General features: G+C 62.2%; 10 protein-coding genes and 2 pseudogenes. 3 read left to right on the top strand and 9 right to left on the bottom strand.

What is annotated here, in order from left to right:
* Positions 1–7: 7 nt before the first annotated feature.
* Positions 8–172: pseudogene (locus J8F10_RS12625) on the top strand (aldo/keto reductase); the annotation flags it as partial.
* Positions 173–963: 791 nt separating this feature from the next.
* Here J8F10_RS12625 and J8F10_RS12630 read toward each other — a convergent pair.
* From J8F10_RS12630 to J8F10_RS12640, 3 genes are all read right to left on the bottom strand, one after another.
* Complete coding sequence (locus J8F10_RS12630; protein ID WP_210654162.1) at positions 964–2049, bottom strand: ligand-binding sensor domain-containing protein; 1086 nt, start codon at positions 2047–2049, stop codon at positions 964–966.
* A gap of 189 nt (positions 2050–2238) precedes the next feature.
* Positions 2239–2511, bottom strand: a complete 273-nt coding sequence (locus tag J8F10_RS12635; RefSeq protein WP_246524202.1) for a DUF3362 domain-containing protein — start codon at positions 2509–2511, stop codon at positions 2239–2241.
* 126 nt (positions 2512–2637) lie between these two features.
* Positions 2638–3537, bottom strand: a complete 900-nt coding sequence (locus J8F10_RS12640; RefSeq protein ID WP_210654163.1) for an AraC family transcriptional regulator — start codon at positions 3535–3537, stop codon at positions 2638–2640.
* Positions 3538–3818: 281 nt separating this feature from the next.
* Between J8F10_RS12640 and J8F10_RS12645 the strand changes: the two genes are divergently transcribed.
* On the top strand, positions 3819–5150 hold the full coding sequence (locus J8F10_RS12645) for an outer membrane protein assembly factor BamB family protein (protein WP_210654164.1): 1332 nt from the start codon (positions 3819–3821) through the stop codon (positions 5148–5150).
* 143 nt (positions 5151–5293) lie between these two features.
* Here the strand turns inward: J8F10_RS12645 and J8F10_RS12650 are convergent, their stop codons facing one another.
* From J8F10_RS12650 to J8F10_RS12680, 6 genes and pseudogenes are all read right to left on the bottom strand, one after another.
* Positions 5294–6013, bottom strand: coding sequence for a YebC/PmpR family DNA-binding transcriptional regulator (locus tag J8F10_RS12650; RefSeq protein ID WP_210654165.1), 720 nt, complete (start codon positions 6011–6013; stop codon positions 5294–5296).
* A gap of 92 nt (positions 6014–6105) precedes the next feature.
* A pseudogene (locus J8F10_RS40790) lies at positions 6106–7621 on the bottom strand (DUF1254 domain-containing protein).
* A 93-nt stretch (positions 7622–7714) separates the two neighbouring features.
* Positions 7715–8083, bottom strand: a complete 369-nt coding sequence (locus J8F10_RS12665) for a DUF3362 domain-containing protein (protein WP_210654168.1) — start codon at positions 8081–8083, stop codon at positions 7715–7717.
* Positions 8084–8314: 231 nt separating this feature from the next.
* The gene (locus tag J8F10_RS38760; protein ID WP_246523224.1) at positions 8315–8929 is read right to left on the bottom strand and encodes a hypothetical protein; all 615 of its coding nucleotides are present in this window, start codon (positions 8927–8929) and stop codon (positions 8315–8317) included.
* 49 nt (positions 8930–8978) lie between these two features.
* Positions 8979–9392, bottom strand: a complete 414-nt coding sequence (locus J8F10_RS38765; RefSeq protein ID WP_246523233.1) for a hypothetical protein — start codon at positions 9390–9392, stop codon at positions 8979–8981.
* A gap of 354 nt (positions 9393–9746) precedes the next feature.
* Positions 9747–11822, bottom strand: coding sequence for a YgiQ family radical SAM protein (locus tag J8F10_RS12680; RefSeq protein WP_210654169.1), 2076 nt, complete (start codon positions 11820–11822; stop codon positions 9747–9749).
* A 289-nt stretch (positions 11823–12111) separates the two neighbouring features.
* On the opposite strand from J8F10_RS12680, the gene J8F10_RS12685 reads away from it, so the two are divergent.
* On the top strand, positions 12112–13260 hold the full coding sequence (locus tag J8F10_RS12685; protein ID WP_210654170.1) for a hypothetical protein: 1149 nt from the start codon (positions 12112–12114) through the stop codon (positions 13258–13260).
* Positions 13261–13308: the final 48 nt, after the last annotated feature.

A 13308-nucleotide genomic window follows, 5' to 3' on the forward strand; every position in this document is an offset into this window, starting at 1 on the left:
AACAGCAATGCAAACGCGCAAACTCGGAACGAGCAATCTGGAAGTATCGGCCATCGGTCTCGGCTGCATGGGCATGAGCTTCGGCTACGGCCCGCCCAAAGACACGCAGGAGATGACCTCCGTTATCCGGGCGGCCGTGGACCGCGGCGTCACATTCTTCGACACCGCCGAGGCTTCATCGCTTCGATGAGAATACCGGGGCCGCTTCGGTCGAACTCACCCCCGACGACTTACGCCACATTGCGCTGAGTGTGAGACGGAAGCTAGAACCAGCACGCCGGTGTTCTCGCTCGTCGCCGCGTGCCCGAAGTCATTCCTTGTCGAGTATCAACTCTACGACCCACCACCCGCGGACGCGCCCGAGCGCGGGTAACAATTGCTAACATTTCGGGGTCGGGCGCCCGGATCGCGATTTCGCCGGGGAAAAATGACACGCGACACTCACAACGGCTAACATTCGCGCTGCGCCGCGCCCGTTGCCGTGTCGAAATTGGTGGGTTGAAGCCACGCCGTTCGACCACGTTGAACAGGACATTTTCCCATACCACATTATACGCGCAGGTGAGTTACGATATCAACTTTATTAGTGAAAATAAGAACACAATCCGCAGTGGTGCGGCCCTACTTCTGTTCGCTACTGCTTGCCGAGCACCGGGTCCGCGACCCACAGTTGGGAACGGCATAATTGTGCGCTGGAGCTTGCGGCCGTTCAGGTTCCGCGCGGTGTTCACGGGCTTCTTCGTGAACAGATCGAGACCCGTGTAGTACATGCACGTCGCGATGTCGAAGAGGGCGGAGTGCATATGGCCGGCTATGTGCGGTTGCGAACCGACAACTTCTGCACCGGGTTGGCCTGCAGGTACCAGAATAATTTGAAACCGGCCAGTCATACAGAGCAAAGGAAACCGCGATATTACCGCCTAGATTTGGTGAGGATTTCTTGTGGTAGCTCTTTTTCTGTCGTCACGGCCGGAACTTCTCGAACGTCTTGCCGTTGAACTTGTACGCCCCTCCGTTGTGCGTCCCGAGCCATAAATCGCCCCGATTGTCTTTGTAAATAGCGAACACCTCAATAGTGGTATTGCCTTCCTTGATAGGGTACCCGACCTTCTGTTTTCCGTCGTATTTGAATACGCCAGCACTTAACGCCGCGGTCCAGAGCGTGCCGTTGTCGTCTTCGATGATCGACGTGCCTTCAACGATGGTGCCTTCCGCCCGTGCTTGCAACTTGCCAAAGTCGTTCACCGCCTTGAGGCCATCGAGCGGCCTATTGCCACTATAGGTGAACCAGTAGTTTCCTTTCTTGTTTTCGAGGATGGACCGAACCGGTGCCTCCGTCAGGGTCTTGTCGGTGAGCCAGTCGAATGACTTGCCGTCGTACCGGCACACGCCGACGCAGGTGCTGCCGAACCAGAGGTTGCCCTTGCTGTCTTTCAAAATGCAGTACACGTCATACGGGCTGTAGATCGCGTTCGGGAACTTCGAGCGCGGCATTCGCTCCAAGTGCTCGTCGCCGAGTTTAGTTTTGGGGAATTCCAAGCGGTGGAGCGACTTGCCGGTGTACCGAAAGACCACGCCGGCATCCGGAGGCCCCACGAACCACAGGTCGCCCGGCTGGAGTTTCCATTCCGTTGCATCGGCCCTCTCCGATGCGACCAGGGTGGTGAACGACTTGCCGTCGAACCGACTGATGCCCTCGTAGGTGGTGAAGTAGACGGCCCCCGCCGTATCCTCCTGAATCCCACGGATGCGGTCGCTGACCAGTCCGTCCTTCGTGGTGAAGTTAACCAGGGTCTTCCCGTTGTAGCGATACACCCCCCGGTCGTTGCTCCCGAACCAGTAGTCACCGTTCTTGGACTGGAACACGTACATCACGCTCTTGCCCGTCTCCGAAACGATCTCGCCTTTGGCAGTAGGTGCCTTCTTGTCATTGCTGCTGGTCTTCTGTTCCGGCTTTGCGGGATTGTCCCACCCTGCGGCGCTGACGGAGAACGCGGCGAGGAGGGACAGAGCCGTCAAAGCGCGAAGACCGCGGGTGAGCAGTGCCACGTTCTACTCCTCGATCGACTTCTTGGGTAACGCTACGCTTTGTGGCACGTTTGCTGGGTAGCCTCTTGTACGCAAGAATTGCCGGGGTGGTTCGAGTCCGCTCACTGAGTCCGCCCTCCCCCCGTCTTTCTGACGGGCAGAACCGTCCGCTACAACTGTGGTTGTGAGCCCGCTCTATTTCGCCCTCACTTACCGCTGTTTCTGCGACTTGCGCCCCAGCCGGTAGCCCTTGTTCTTGGCCAGCGGCGGGGTGGTGCGTTCGCCGGCGGGTTCGCCGTTGGCGGTGTGAGCGACGGAGTGGTCGTGGTCGTTGCGCGCGGCCTGCTTGCGGCGCGCTTCGATGGCCTCTTTGGGCGGTTGCGCCGGGATCAGGCCGTTGCAGCCTCCGATCAGGTCGGCACGACCCGCCTTGATGAGCGCCTCGCGCACCTCGAAATAGTGCTCGGGCTTGAAGAACTGCATCAGCACGCGGGAGCTTGCGGTCGTTCAAGTTCCGCGCGGTGTTCGCGGGCTTCTTCGTGAACGGGCCGAACCCCGTGTACTTGCACGTCGCGATGCGGGGAGGGGCTTTGCTATTTCTCAGCCGGACTAACCCGGTGTCTGGACGACGACTTTGAGTGCGGCCACATCCCGACGCGGCGGTGTCCCGAACAGCCGCCGGTACTCGCGGCTGAACTGCGACGGGCTCTCGTACCCGACCCGAAGTGCCGCCGTTGCTGCGTCCAGTCCCTCGCCGAGCATCAGCCGCCGCGCCTCCTGGAGACGTAGTTGCTTTTGGTACTGCAGTGGGCTCAAGCCCGTCACCGCTTTGAAGTGCTGGTGGAACCCCGACAGACTCATCTGGGCTTGCCGGGCCAGCGCCTCACCGGGGAGCGGGTCCGCGAAATGGTCCCGGAGCCACCGGATCGCGCGGGCGATCTGGTGGGCCGGTGCCCCGGCCGTGGCGATCTGTCTCAGCCGCGCCCCTTGCGGGCCGATGAGCACCCGGAAGGTGATCTCCCGGAGCACGAGCGGGGTCAGCGGCTCAAGAGTTTGCGGCGAATCGAGGAGGGCCACGAGCCGGCCGACCGCGTCCAAAAGCTGCGGTTCGACCGGACTCACGTCGGCCCCGCGTGCGGGCGGGCCGGGGGGCAAGGCGTCCGGGAAGTCGGCCAGCAGTTCGCCGACCACCGACGGGTCGAAGGAGAGGCGGACCGCCAGACACGGCCGGGCGGGGGTCGCTTCGACCACTCGGGCGGAGATCGGGAGGTCGACCGACACGAGCAGCGAGTGGGCGGGGTCGTACCGGTACACTTCGCCCGCGAGGAACACTTCTTTCGCGCCCTGCGCGACGATGCACAGGGACGGATCGACCACGAGGGCGTTGGGGGCGCTCGGCTCCGGGAGCCGGGCAATAATCAACCCGGGCACCGCCGTGCGGCACACGCCGTCCGTCGGTGCGTGCCGCTCGATCGCGGCCACCAGTCTGGCCAACTCGTCCGTTGCCACGCCCGTCCTCCCGGCCGATCGACCTCGTTCACCCACAGTCTACCCGCAGCGGTCATTCACATTCACAGACATCTCCAACGCTTTTGGAAGATTAGGCAAGAACTCTAGACGAACGGGTTACCGGCTCCTTGGAGACTCGGGTTACCATTCCCTTCGCCGGTCGGGGCAACGTCCCGGAGACCCCTCGTACATCCCATCCTTGAGAGCGGTCGATTTCCGCGTCCCGATGCGTCGCAGGGGCCGGGCGAGCTTTTCAGACGATCACTCGGAGTAACTCATTTATGACTCTTCGACTTGCACTCTTCGCCTCGGCGCTATTCAGTGGCACGGTAGCGCCGGCCGCCGACTGGCCCGGGTTTCGCGGCCCAAACCGTGACGGCGTTTGTACCGAGACTGGTCTACTCAAAGCTTGGCCCGAAGGCGGCCCCAAGCAGCTCTGGACCGCGAAGAACTTGGGCCTCGGCTGGGGCACGCCGTCGTTCGCGGGCGGCGTCATCTACGGCGTCGGCGCGCGCGACGGCAAGGACGGCGTCTGGGCTCTGAAGGAAGCGGACGGCTCCGAACTGTGGTTCCGCCCGTTCGCGACCTCGGCCAGTGACTTGTTTCCTCAATCGAACGGCCCGGCCAGCACGCCCACCGTCCACAATAACAAGTTGTACACCGTGAGCGCCGACGGCACGTTGTCGTGCCTGAACGCGAAGGACGGTACGCCCGTGTGGTCGAAGAGTTACGTGAAGGACTTCGGCGGGGCGGTCGGCAGCAAGGCCGGCGTCGCGTGGGGGTACAGCGACTCGATACTGGCCGACGGCGACAAGATCATCTGCACCCCGGCGGCGAAAGGGGCCGCAGTGGTCGCGCTCAAGGCCGACACGGGTGAGACCGTATGGAAGGCCGACGCGGGCGAAATCGGTGCCCCGAACAGCCGGGGGTTCTCATCGGGCCAGGGGTACTCGTCGCCCGTCAAGGCCACGCTCGGCGGGGTGCCGCAGTACCTCGTCCTCCTCGGCAACGGGTCGGGGCTCGTCGGGGTTCATACCGAGACCGGGAAGGTGCTGTGGCAGTACAAGGGAACCGCGGCCACCGGAGGCATCGCGCAGATCCCGATTCCGGTCGTGAAGGACGACCGGGTGTGGGTGTCGTGCAGTTACGGTGGTGGCGCCGCCCTTCTGCAGATCGTGCCAAAGGGGAAGGACGCATTCGAGGTCAAGGAGATCAAAGCGTACCGGAAGCCGCAGCTCAACAACCACCACGGCGGCATGGTACTGGTCGACGGGCACGTCTACTTCGGGCACGACCAGAACGGCGGGAGCCCGGTGTGCGTGGATTTCAAGACGGGCGAGGTCAAGTGGGGGCCGGAAAAATCGCCCGCCGGCGGGCAGAAGTCGGCGGCCGTGCTCGCCGCGGACGGGCGCCTGTACTTCCGGTACGAGAACGGCGTGCTCGTGCTCATCGAGCCGGACCCCAAAGAGCTGAAGGTGGTGTCATCGTTCAAGCTCCCCGCGGCCGATCAGCGGTCGCACTCACAGAGCTGGCCGCACCCGGTTATTGTCAACGGCAAGCTCTACATCCGCGATCAGACCGTGATGTACTGCTACGACGTGAAGGCGAAGTAGCGCCCCCGTCGGACTCGTCCACTGCGGCGCCCAGGCCTGCTCCAACTGGAGCGGACCTGGGCGCCGTTTTTCTTTTCTCTCAAGTTGTTCAACGCCGCCCGGTCAGCACGTTTACAACGCCTCACTCACGGAACCCCGAACGTTCACGAAAGAGAGACGTTGTGGTAGACATCCTGCACGTCATCGCAATCGTTTAGCATACCCAAGAATTTCTCGAACAGGGCCAAGTCGTCCCCGCTGAGCTGTTTCGTTTCCCGCGGAAGGAACGTGATTTCCTGGACATCGAACTCAAGGTCGGGGAATGCTCCGTGCAATGCGGTTTTGGCTTTGTAGAACTCGGCGGGAGGCACAAAGACCGTAACGGTGCCGTCCTTGCTTTCGACCTCCTCGACGGCGACGTCCGCGGCGAACATGGCCTCCAGCACTTTCTCTTCGCTGCTGCCGGCGAAAGAAATTACGGCCAAATGATCGAACAGCATCACCACAGATCCACTGGCAGATAGTTTGGAGCCGGTCTTGGTGAAGCAACTGCGAACGTCGGAGATCGTGCGCGTATTGTTGTCAGTCAAGCAGTCGATGATGACGAGCGAACCGCCGGGGCCGAAACCCTCGTACCGCGCCGACTGGTAGCTCTCTCCCCCCGCGCCCGCGGCTTTCTGAATCGCCTTTTCAATCACGTGGCTCGGCACGTTGTCGCGCTTGGCCCTGTCAATGATGCTGCGCAGAACCGGATTGGCGTGCGGGTCGGGCACGCCGTTCTTGGCCGCCACGTACAGTTGTTTGCTGTACTTGGAATAGACCTTCGAGTTCTGGGCCGCGGTCTTGAAGATCGAGTATTTGCGCTTCTCGAAAATTCGTCCCATATGAAGTCTACCTTTCTACTTTTCCAAAGGAGCCGGGCCTTGAGTGGTCCGTTCCATCAGCAAGAATTTTAACCTTTTTCCCTTACCGTTTCTTAGTTGACAACAGTGAAATCCGGCATCTTGAAGGCCTTCTTGTTGAACTCCTCGCTCGGACCGTAGAAGCGAATCGTCGGCATCGGACGTTTCCCCGCCGTCGGAATCCAGTTCGACTCCATCCCCTCGGGTGCTTTGGGGCCGACGTACAGCGTCACGGAACCGTCTGTGTTTTTCTTCAGCTTCTCCAGGTCATAACTGGAGAGCGTCGTGCGCTTGGAGTCGGTGTAGATGAATCCGAAGGTGGCGTGGTCATACACCGTGAGCGCCCAGAATTGCTTGACGGGCATCTCTTTGGGTACGTCCACCTTGTACGTCTTGCCTGCCTCCAAGAGTTTGCCGTTGGCATCCCCAAGCGCGACCATGTACTGTACGGCCGGGTCGTCACTCAGCACCTTGGGCACGTAGGTACACCAGAGGTACTGTGCGGCACGCAGGTCGATGTCGATCTTGTCAGCGTACTCGTAGGTGAACGTCTTATTCGTGTCCGCCATCATCAGCGAGACGTAGTGTCGGTCGGGCCAGTAGAGCTTTTCTTGGGGCAACTTGTCGAGGTAGCCCTGAAGGTAGTACCATGCGTCAACAGCCGCCTGCCGCATGGCCTTTTTGCTGGTCGCGTCGGGCGCGAATGGCTTGCCCTTCTCGATGCCCAGAGACGCGAGCATCCCCATCATGTGCTTGTCGATTGGACGGACCGGCTCGACGGTCACGATGTTGTAAATGTCCTGGAAGTGCCGCTCGTCGAAGAACGGAATCGTCGCGTAGCGGTCGTTCACCGGGTCAACGAACTTCTGCTCCGGCGGGTTAGCCGCTTCGGACAGATAGTACCAGGCGGAGCTTCTGGGCGTAGTCGAACGCATCCTTCTGAGTCTTGCCCGGTGCGACGATCGACCGAAACGCCAGCGCGACGCGGTAGTTCGGGGAGGCGACGTGGATGTACCCCTCGGGGATCTTCTCTTTGTATCCCGGCGGTGTGAAGAGGTACTTCCCGCCCTTGCCCAGATCCAAACCCTTCGGCCCGACGTCCGCAATCGTGAACTGCCACGCATCGACGACTTGCCCGTACAGGCTCCCCTCCGGTCCCGCTACCGGCACTTCGAGAACGGCCGGACCTTTTTGCAAGTCGGTGTACGCCGCGATGTACGGCGTGCTGCTGTTGGCGGTTATAGCTTCGAGATTCGGGCCTGCGGTCTGAGAGTAGGTGATGATGTCGTTGTCCTTCATTCCGAGGTCGTCCATTGCTGCGGCGCGGAAGCGGTAGATCGCGACGGCGGGCATGCCCCAGACCACGGCCTCGAAGGCGCGCTGATACTTCACCTGATAGTCGAAATCCGCCTGCGACGGACGCACGCCTTCAGGCGGCTGACCGCCCAGAGGCTCTTTGGTGGCGTTGCCCAAGTAGCGGTAAGGCGGCGGTTCCGCGCCAGGGTTGTTCGCGGGTGCGGAAGGGTTTTGCGTATAAGAGACACCCGCCAACAACACGACCCCGATGGCGATGAGAATGAGGTGCTTCATCCGATTGTTCTCCAGAAGAGAAACTTCGTCACCTTGCCTGCCAAAAGCCACTCGTTGGTGACTTCGTCAGCCTCCGCCACCATTCTTCTTCCCTCACCGCCTCTTCTGCGATTTTCGCCCCGGTCGATAGCCCTTGTTCTTGACCAGCGGCGGTGTGGGGCGCTCGCCCGCGGGTTCGCCCTGAGCGGGGTTCGCCACGGAGTGGTAGTGGTCGTTGCGCGCGGCGGCGTTGGCCTGCCTGCGGCGTGATTCAATAGCCTCTTTGGGCGGTTGCGCCGGGATCAGACCGTCGCAGCCCCCGATGAGGTCGGCACGGCCGGCCTTGATGAGGGCCTCGCGAACCTCGAAGTAGTTCTCGGGCTTGAAGAACTGCATCAGCGCGCGCTGGAGCTTGCGGTCGTTCAGGTTCCGCGCGGTGTTCACGGGCTTCTTCGTGAACGGATCGAGACCCGCGTAGTACATGCACGTCGCGATATCGAAAGTCGCGGGAGTAAATATTTGTACGCTTGCTCATGTTTGTTGATTTGATGCAAGTTGTTTCCAAATAAAGGCTTCTGGCGAAACGCCCCTGTTTTATTACAGGGGCGTTTGCGTTTGTATTTGAGCGTTCCTCATCATTTTATTACGGAGCAGGTATGTACTGTACCAGAGCTGACCTGTTAACGGGCTCATTAGAGAATGTTTCGTTGGGGCTCATTCCTTGCCCAAAACAAGGTCCACAACCCAGCAACCTTTGACATGCGGCCCGGGACCGCGGCAGTGCGACAAGACATCCCCGTTGTCGCACCCCGCGTCCTGAAGCGCGTCCGCAAGAATCGACATCACGTCGAAGTCGCGTGATTCGTACATCTGGGACGCAAGGGTAACGGCAGTGGAGGTGCGCCACGGGGGAGCGAAGGCGACGGGGCGGAACGGGTTTGGAATGATGTCGCGAACCAATCCGACGGCAACATCGAGTGCGACCACCACCGCCGTAGGCGAGTACAGATTGGCGAAGGATTTTACCAGCCTTCTCCCGTCGACCCACCGTCTGCACGTCTGCCACCACATCCAATCCGCGTCCCTCATGGGACCACGGATTGCGGGGGGTGCAATCCGACGTAACTCCGATTCGCTTGCCGAGTCATCCGCAGCACGCTCCGCCACGTCGACTAGGTTCCGCTCCCACTCCCCAGTAATGGAGCCCCACACGAGCCGGCAGCAAGCGACGGCGAGGAGCCGCTCCCGCCGTTCGCTTCGGGCATTCTCTTGCCAGTACGCCAGCATCGCCTCGGGTTCGTTACACGCCAGCCACTCCGCTTCGGTCATCAGAGTGCCCTCACGTACAGGCCCTCACGAAACTTGTTCGTGTGGCGCTTCAGTCCTTTCCGAGCACCAAGTCCACAACCCAACACCCGCGCACGTGCGGTCCCGGTCCGCGGCAGTGGTCCAGCACCTCGGCGCTATCACTGCCCGCGTCTTGAAGTGCGTCCGCGAGAATCGGCATCGCGCTGAAATCACGCGATGAGTACATCTGAGCAGCGAGAGCCAAGACGGTATCGGTGCGCCACGAAGGAGAGAAGGTGATGGGGCGGAATGGGTTGCCGAAGATGTCACGGAGAACCGTCGGCATGACTGAGATTAAAGGGTTGTTGATGTGGTAGTGGAACCACTGACCGTAACGAACGGTTATTCGGTGGCGGAGCTGGGAGTTGGGCGCGGCAGCTTCGGCCGCGAAAATGAGCTGAAACTCGAACACCTGCGCCGCTGCGGAATCTACCTTGCCGCGCATCGCCCCAATCGCGGGACGGGACGCTTGGCAGGCTCGTGAGCGGGCGCGGTTCAGTTCATTTTCCGTGGCGCGCCCGTCGACGAACAGTTCTGTTGTGTAAACGACATCCTTACACCGTTCGGGCCAAGAATCGTCCCAAACAGTTCGGACGCAGGTGCAAGCAAACAGCCGCAGTTTTCGGACAGACGAGTTCGAGCGAAGGAGAGCAAGCATCGGTGTTGGATTCGTACCCGTCAGCCATTCTTCTTCGGTCATCGGGACGCCTCCATGAACCGCCGGAGCGTGAACAACTCGTTGTGAGGCACGTCGACGGCAATGAAGGACACACCAGCGCCGCCGGCAGTTCAGGGGTTCCTACTTGGGTGGGGGCTTACCCGGTCCTCGGTTCTTGCGCGAAGCCGAGTTGCGTCCGGGCCGGTAACCCTTGTTTTTGACCTGGGGCGGGACCGGCCGTTCTCCCGGTTGCTCGCCCTTGGCGGGGTTGGCGACGGAGTGATAGTGGTCGTTGCGCGCGGCCGCGTTCGCTTGCTTGCGGCGTGATTCGATGGCCTCTTTGGGTGGTTGCGCCGGGATCAGGCCGTCGCAGCCTCCGATCAGGTCGGCGCGCCCGGCCTTGATGAGGGCCTCGCGAACCTCGAAGTAGTTCTCGGGCTTGAAGAACTGCATCAGTGCGCGCTGGAGCTTGCGGTCGTTCAGGTTCCGCGCGGTGTTCACGGGCTTCTTCGTGAACGGATCGAGCCCCGCGTAGTACATGCACGTCGCGATATCGAAGGGGGCCGGGATAAAATCCTGCACCTGGTCGGGGCGGTAACCGTTCTGCTTGAGGTAGAGCGCGAGATCAATCATCTCATCGAGATCGCACCCCGGGTGGCTCGCGATGAAGTAAGGGATGATCTGCTGTTTCGGCTTGCCCGCGTCCGCGCTCGCTTGCCGGAACTGGTCGGCGAAGACGCCGAAGTTATCAATGCTCGGCTTCTTCATCAGCTCCAGAACTTTGGGGCTGGCGTGTTCGGGGGCCACCTTCAGGCGCCCGCCCGTGTGGTGCTCCGCGAGTTCCCGCACGTACTCGGGTGAGAGCTGCGCGAGGTCCATGCGGATGCCCGATGACACCAGCACCTTGCGCACGCCGTCGACGTTGCGCACCTCGCGCATCAGGTCGATGAGTGGCCCGTGGTCGGTGCCGAGCAGCTTGCACACGCCCGGGTGAACGCACGAGAGGCGCTTGCACTTCGCTTCGACTTCGGGGCGCGAGCACCGCATCGTGTACATGTTCGCGGTCGCGCCGCCGATGTCCGAAATGATCCCCTTGAAGTCGGGGTCGGCCGCGAGCTTTTGGACTTCCTTCATTACGCTTTCGGACGACCGGCTCTGGATGATGCGGCCCTGGTGCGCCGTGATCGAACAGAACGTGCAGCCGCCGAAGCACCCCCGCAGGATCGTCACCGAGTCCTTAATCATCTCGTGCGCGGGGACCGATTCCTTGTAACTCGGGTGCGGGCGGCGGTTATACGGCAGGTCGTACACCGCGTCGATTTCCTGCTGCGAGAGCGGTAGTGCGGGCGGGTTCTGCACCACCGCCTGCCGGTCGTGGAACTGCACCAGCGTGGCCGCGTTGAACGGGTTCGTGTTCGTATGGATGAGCCGCGTCGCTTCGGCGAAGGCCCATTTGTCGTCCCGAACCTGCTCGAAAGACGGAATAATGCTGAGGGCCGCGCCGTCCGCGCCGTCGGCGGCCTGCTGTTGGGCCATCCACGCCTCGGACTCCTTCGCGCCCATCGCGTAGGCGACGCCGCGCATCGCCCGGAGGTCACGCAGCGTCCCGCCCGCTTTCAGCTTCTGCGCGATCGTGAGAATGCTCTGCTCGCCCATGCCGTACACGACGAGGTCGGCCTTCGAGTCGAGCAGGATCGAGCGCTTCACCGAATCGGACCAGTAGTCGTAGTGCGCGAGGCGCCGGAGCGACGCCTCCACGCCGCCCGCGATCACCGGCACGCCCGGGAACGCTTCGCGGGCGCGCTGGCAGTAGGGCAGCGTGGCGCGGTCCGGGCGCAGCCCGATCTTGCCGCCCGGCGAATACGCATCGTCGTTGCGGACCTTCTTGTTCGCGGTGTAGTGGTTGATGAGCGAGTCCATGTTCCCCGCGCTGATCGCGAAGAACAGGCGCGGGCGCCCGAACTGGCGCCACGGCTCGCACGTCTTCCACTCGGGCTGGCTCAGGATCGCCACGCGGAAGCCTGCCCGTTCCAGTACCCGGTGCAGGATCGCCATCGCGAAACTGGGGTGATCGACGTAAGCGTCCCCCGTGACGAACACGACGTCCACGAAGTCCCACCCGCGCGCGGCCATTTCCGCGGCCGTGGTCGGCGCGAACGGCGCGGCGAACCGCTCTTGCCAAACCGGAAGGGAGATGCGACTCTGGGTGGTGGACATCAATTCCGCTCGGGATAAAAAGGACGATTCCGCGATTATAGCAGGTGCGAAGCCGCCGGGGGCTTTGTGCCGGTCGGCGAATTGTATTGCGGGATCTGAATTTCAGATCGAGTCGAGTTGAAACAAGCGATACAGTTCGCGCCATCGTTTAAAACGGCACAAACGGTGGCCTTTCCCCGGGATATCGGGCTTTTAACCAATGACCGGTGCGGGTATTGTCTGATATTGGGGCGCCCCAATCCGTCCCGTCGTTTCCGGTTCTAGCGCCCCATGCTGGAGATCGTCCGTCATGGCCCGTACCTTCGCTCGCACCCGGTTGGTCGCGCTGATCGCGGCCCTTCCGTTGGCGATGGTCCTACAAACGCGAGCACGCGCTCAAGAGCCGGCTCTCGAGGTGTTTTACACAAAACTCGAGCCGAGTGAGTCGTTCAAGTACAAGTGGAAGGGGAAGGAAGGCGCCTGCAACGCGGGCGTGTTCCGGTGGGAAGTCCCCCAAACCGAGTTCGGCACCAACGGCCTCGACCGGAACTTCACCGGGTATTGTGCCGAAGCACTGGTACCGATCACCAAGAACAAACTCTACCGCTTCCGGGTGAACGACATCTACGCACCCGGGAACTACAACGTCGACGGCGTTGACAAGGACAAGGTGAACGACGTCGCGAACCGCCGCACCAAGCTCGTCACCGAGCTGTTCGGCCGGTACTTCCGCGACCCGGCGCTGAAGGCCGTCAACCCGGACGACGCGGTCGCGTTCCAGATCGCGCTGTGGGAAATCGTTCAGGAAACCGAACCGGCTATGGGTGATCTCAAACTGGACCTGTTCGCGGGCGACTTCCAGGCGGACTACCCGAAGGCCGACGCTCCGATCTACGTTCAGCGGGCGCAGACGTTCCTCGACTCGCTGACGGGGCGCGACGACGCACTGTTCTACGAGAACCCCGACTTGCGCGGCCGTGAGCTGATCCGGCTGCAGGGCATCGAGAACGCGGACAAGGTCGTGGCCCAGTCGCAGTTCGCGCTGCGGTTCAAGGGCGGCGGTGCGGCCGGTGCGGGCGGGGCCTTCTCCCGGGCACTGACGGCCGGTGGAGCTGGAACGGGTGGCGGCTCCGGTGGCGGAATGGGCGGTGGTGCGGGCGGACTGGGTAACACCGGTGGCGGTGGCGGGCTCTTCGCCGGGAACCCCGGCGGGAACGGTCAAACGGTCCCGGTTGGCGGGGGCGGCACCACAACACCCCCCAGTACGACGCCTCCGACGGTCACCACACCGCCCGTGGGTGGGCCGGATGATCCGACCGACCCGACCGACCCAACTGACCCGGGGAACCCCGGCAACCCGAACCCGGTACCCGCGCCCGCGGGTCTGCTCCTCGGGGCGATCGCACTCGGGACCGTTGGGACGTGGCGCTTCGGGGTCCGACTGCTGAGCGCGAAGTAACGCGAAACGATACCCTCCGAACGGCCGGCATGGTACCATGCCGGCCGT

It is taken from the genome of Gemmata palustris (genome assembly GCF_017939745.1).
GTDB lineage: Bacteria > Planctomycetota > Planctomycetia > Gemmatales > Gemmataceae > Gemmata > Gemmata palustris.

Excerpts from the sequence above, each read along its gene's own strand:
- J8F10_RS12635 (WP_246524202.1), bottom strand. The coding sequence starts at position 2,511 with ATGCAGTTCTTCAAGCCCGAGCACTATTTCGAGGTGCGCGAGGCGCTC.
- J8F10_RS12645 (WP_210654164.1), top strand. The coding sequence starts at position 3,819 with ATGACTCTTCGACTTGCACTCTTCGCCTCGGCGCTATTCAGTGGCACG.
- J8F10_RS12650 (WP_210654165.1), bottom strand. The coding sequence starts at position 6,013 with ATGGGACGAATTTTCGAGAAGCGCAAATACTCGATCTTCAAGACCGCG.
- J8F10_RS12665 (WP_210654168.1), bottom strand. The coding sequence starts at position 8,083 with ATGTACTACGCGGGTCTCGATCCGTTCACGAAGAAGCCCGTGAACACC.
- J8F10_RS38760 (WP_246523224.1), bottom strand. The coding sequence starts at position 8,929 with ATGACCGAAGCGGAGTGGCTGGCGTGTAACGAACCCGAGGCGATGCTG.
- J8F10_RS38765 (WP_246523233.1), bottom strand. The coding sequence starts at position 9,392 with ATGCGCGGCAAGGTAGATTCCGCAGCGGCGCAGGTGTTCGAGTTTCAG.
- J8F10_RS12680 (WP_210654169.1), bottom strand. The coding sequence starts at position 11,822 with ATGTCCACCACCCAGAGTCGCATCTCCCTTCCGGTTTGGCAAGAGCGG.
- J8F10_RS12685 (WP_210654170.1), top strand. The coding sequence starts at position 12,112 with ATGGCCCGTACCTTCGCTCGCACCCGGTTGGTCGCGCTGATCGCGGCC.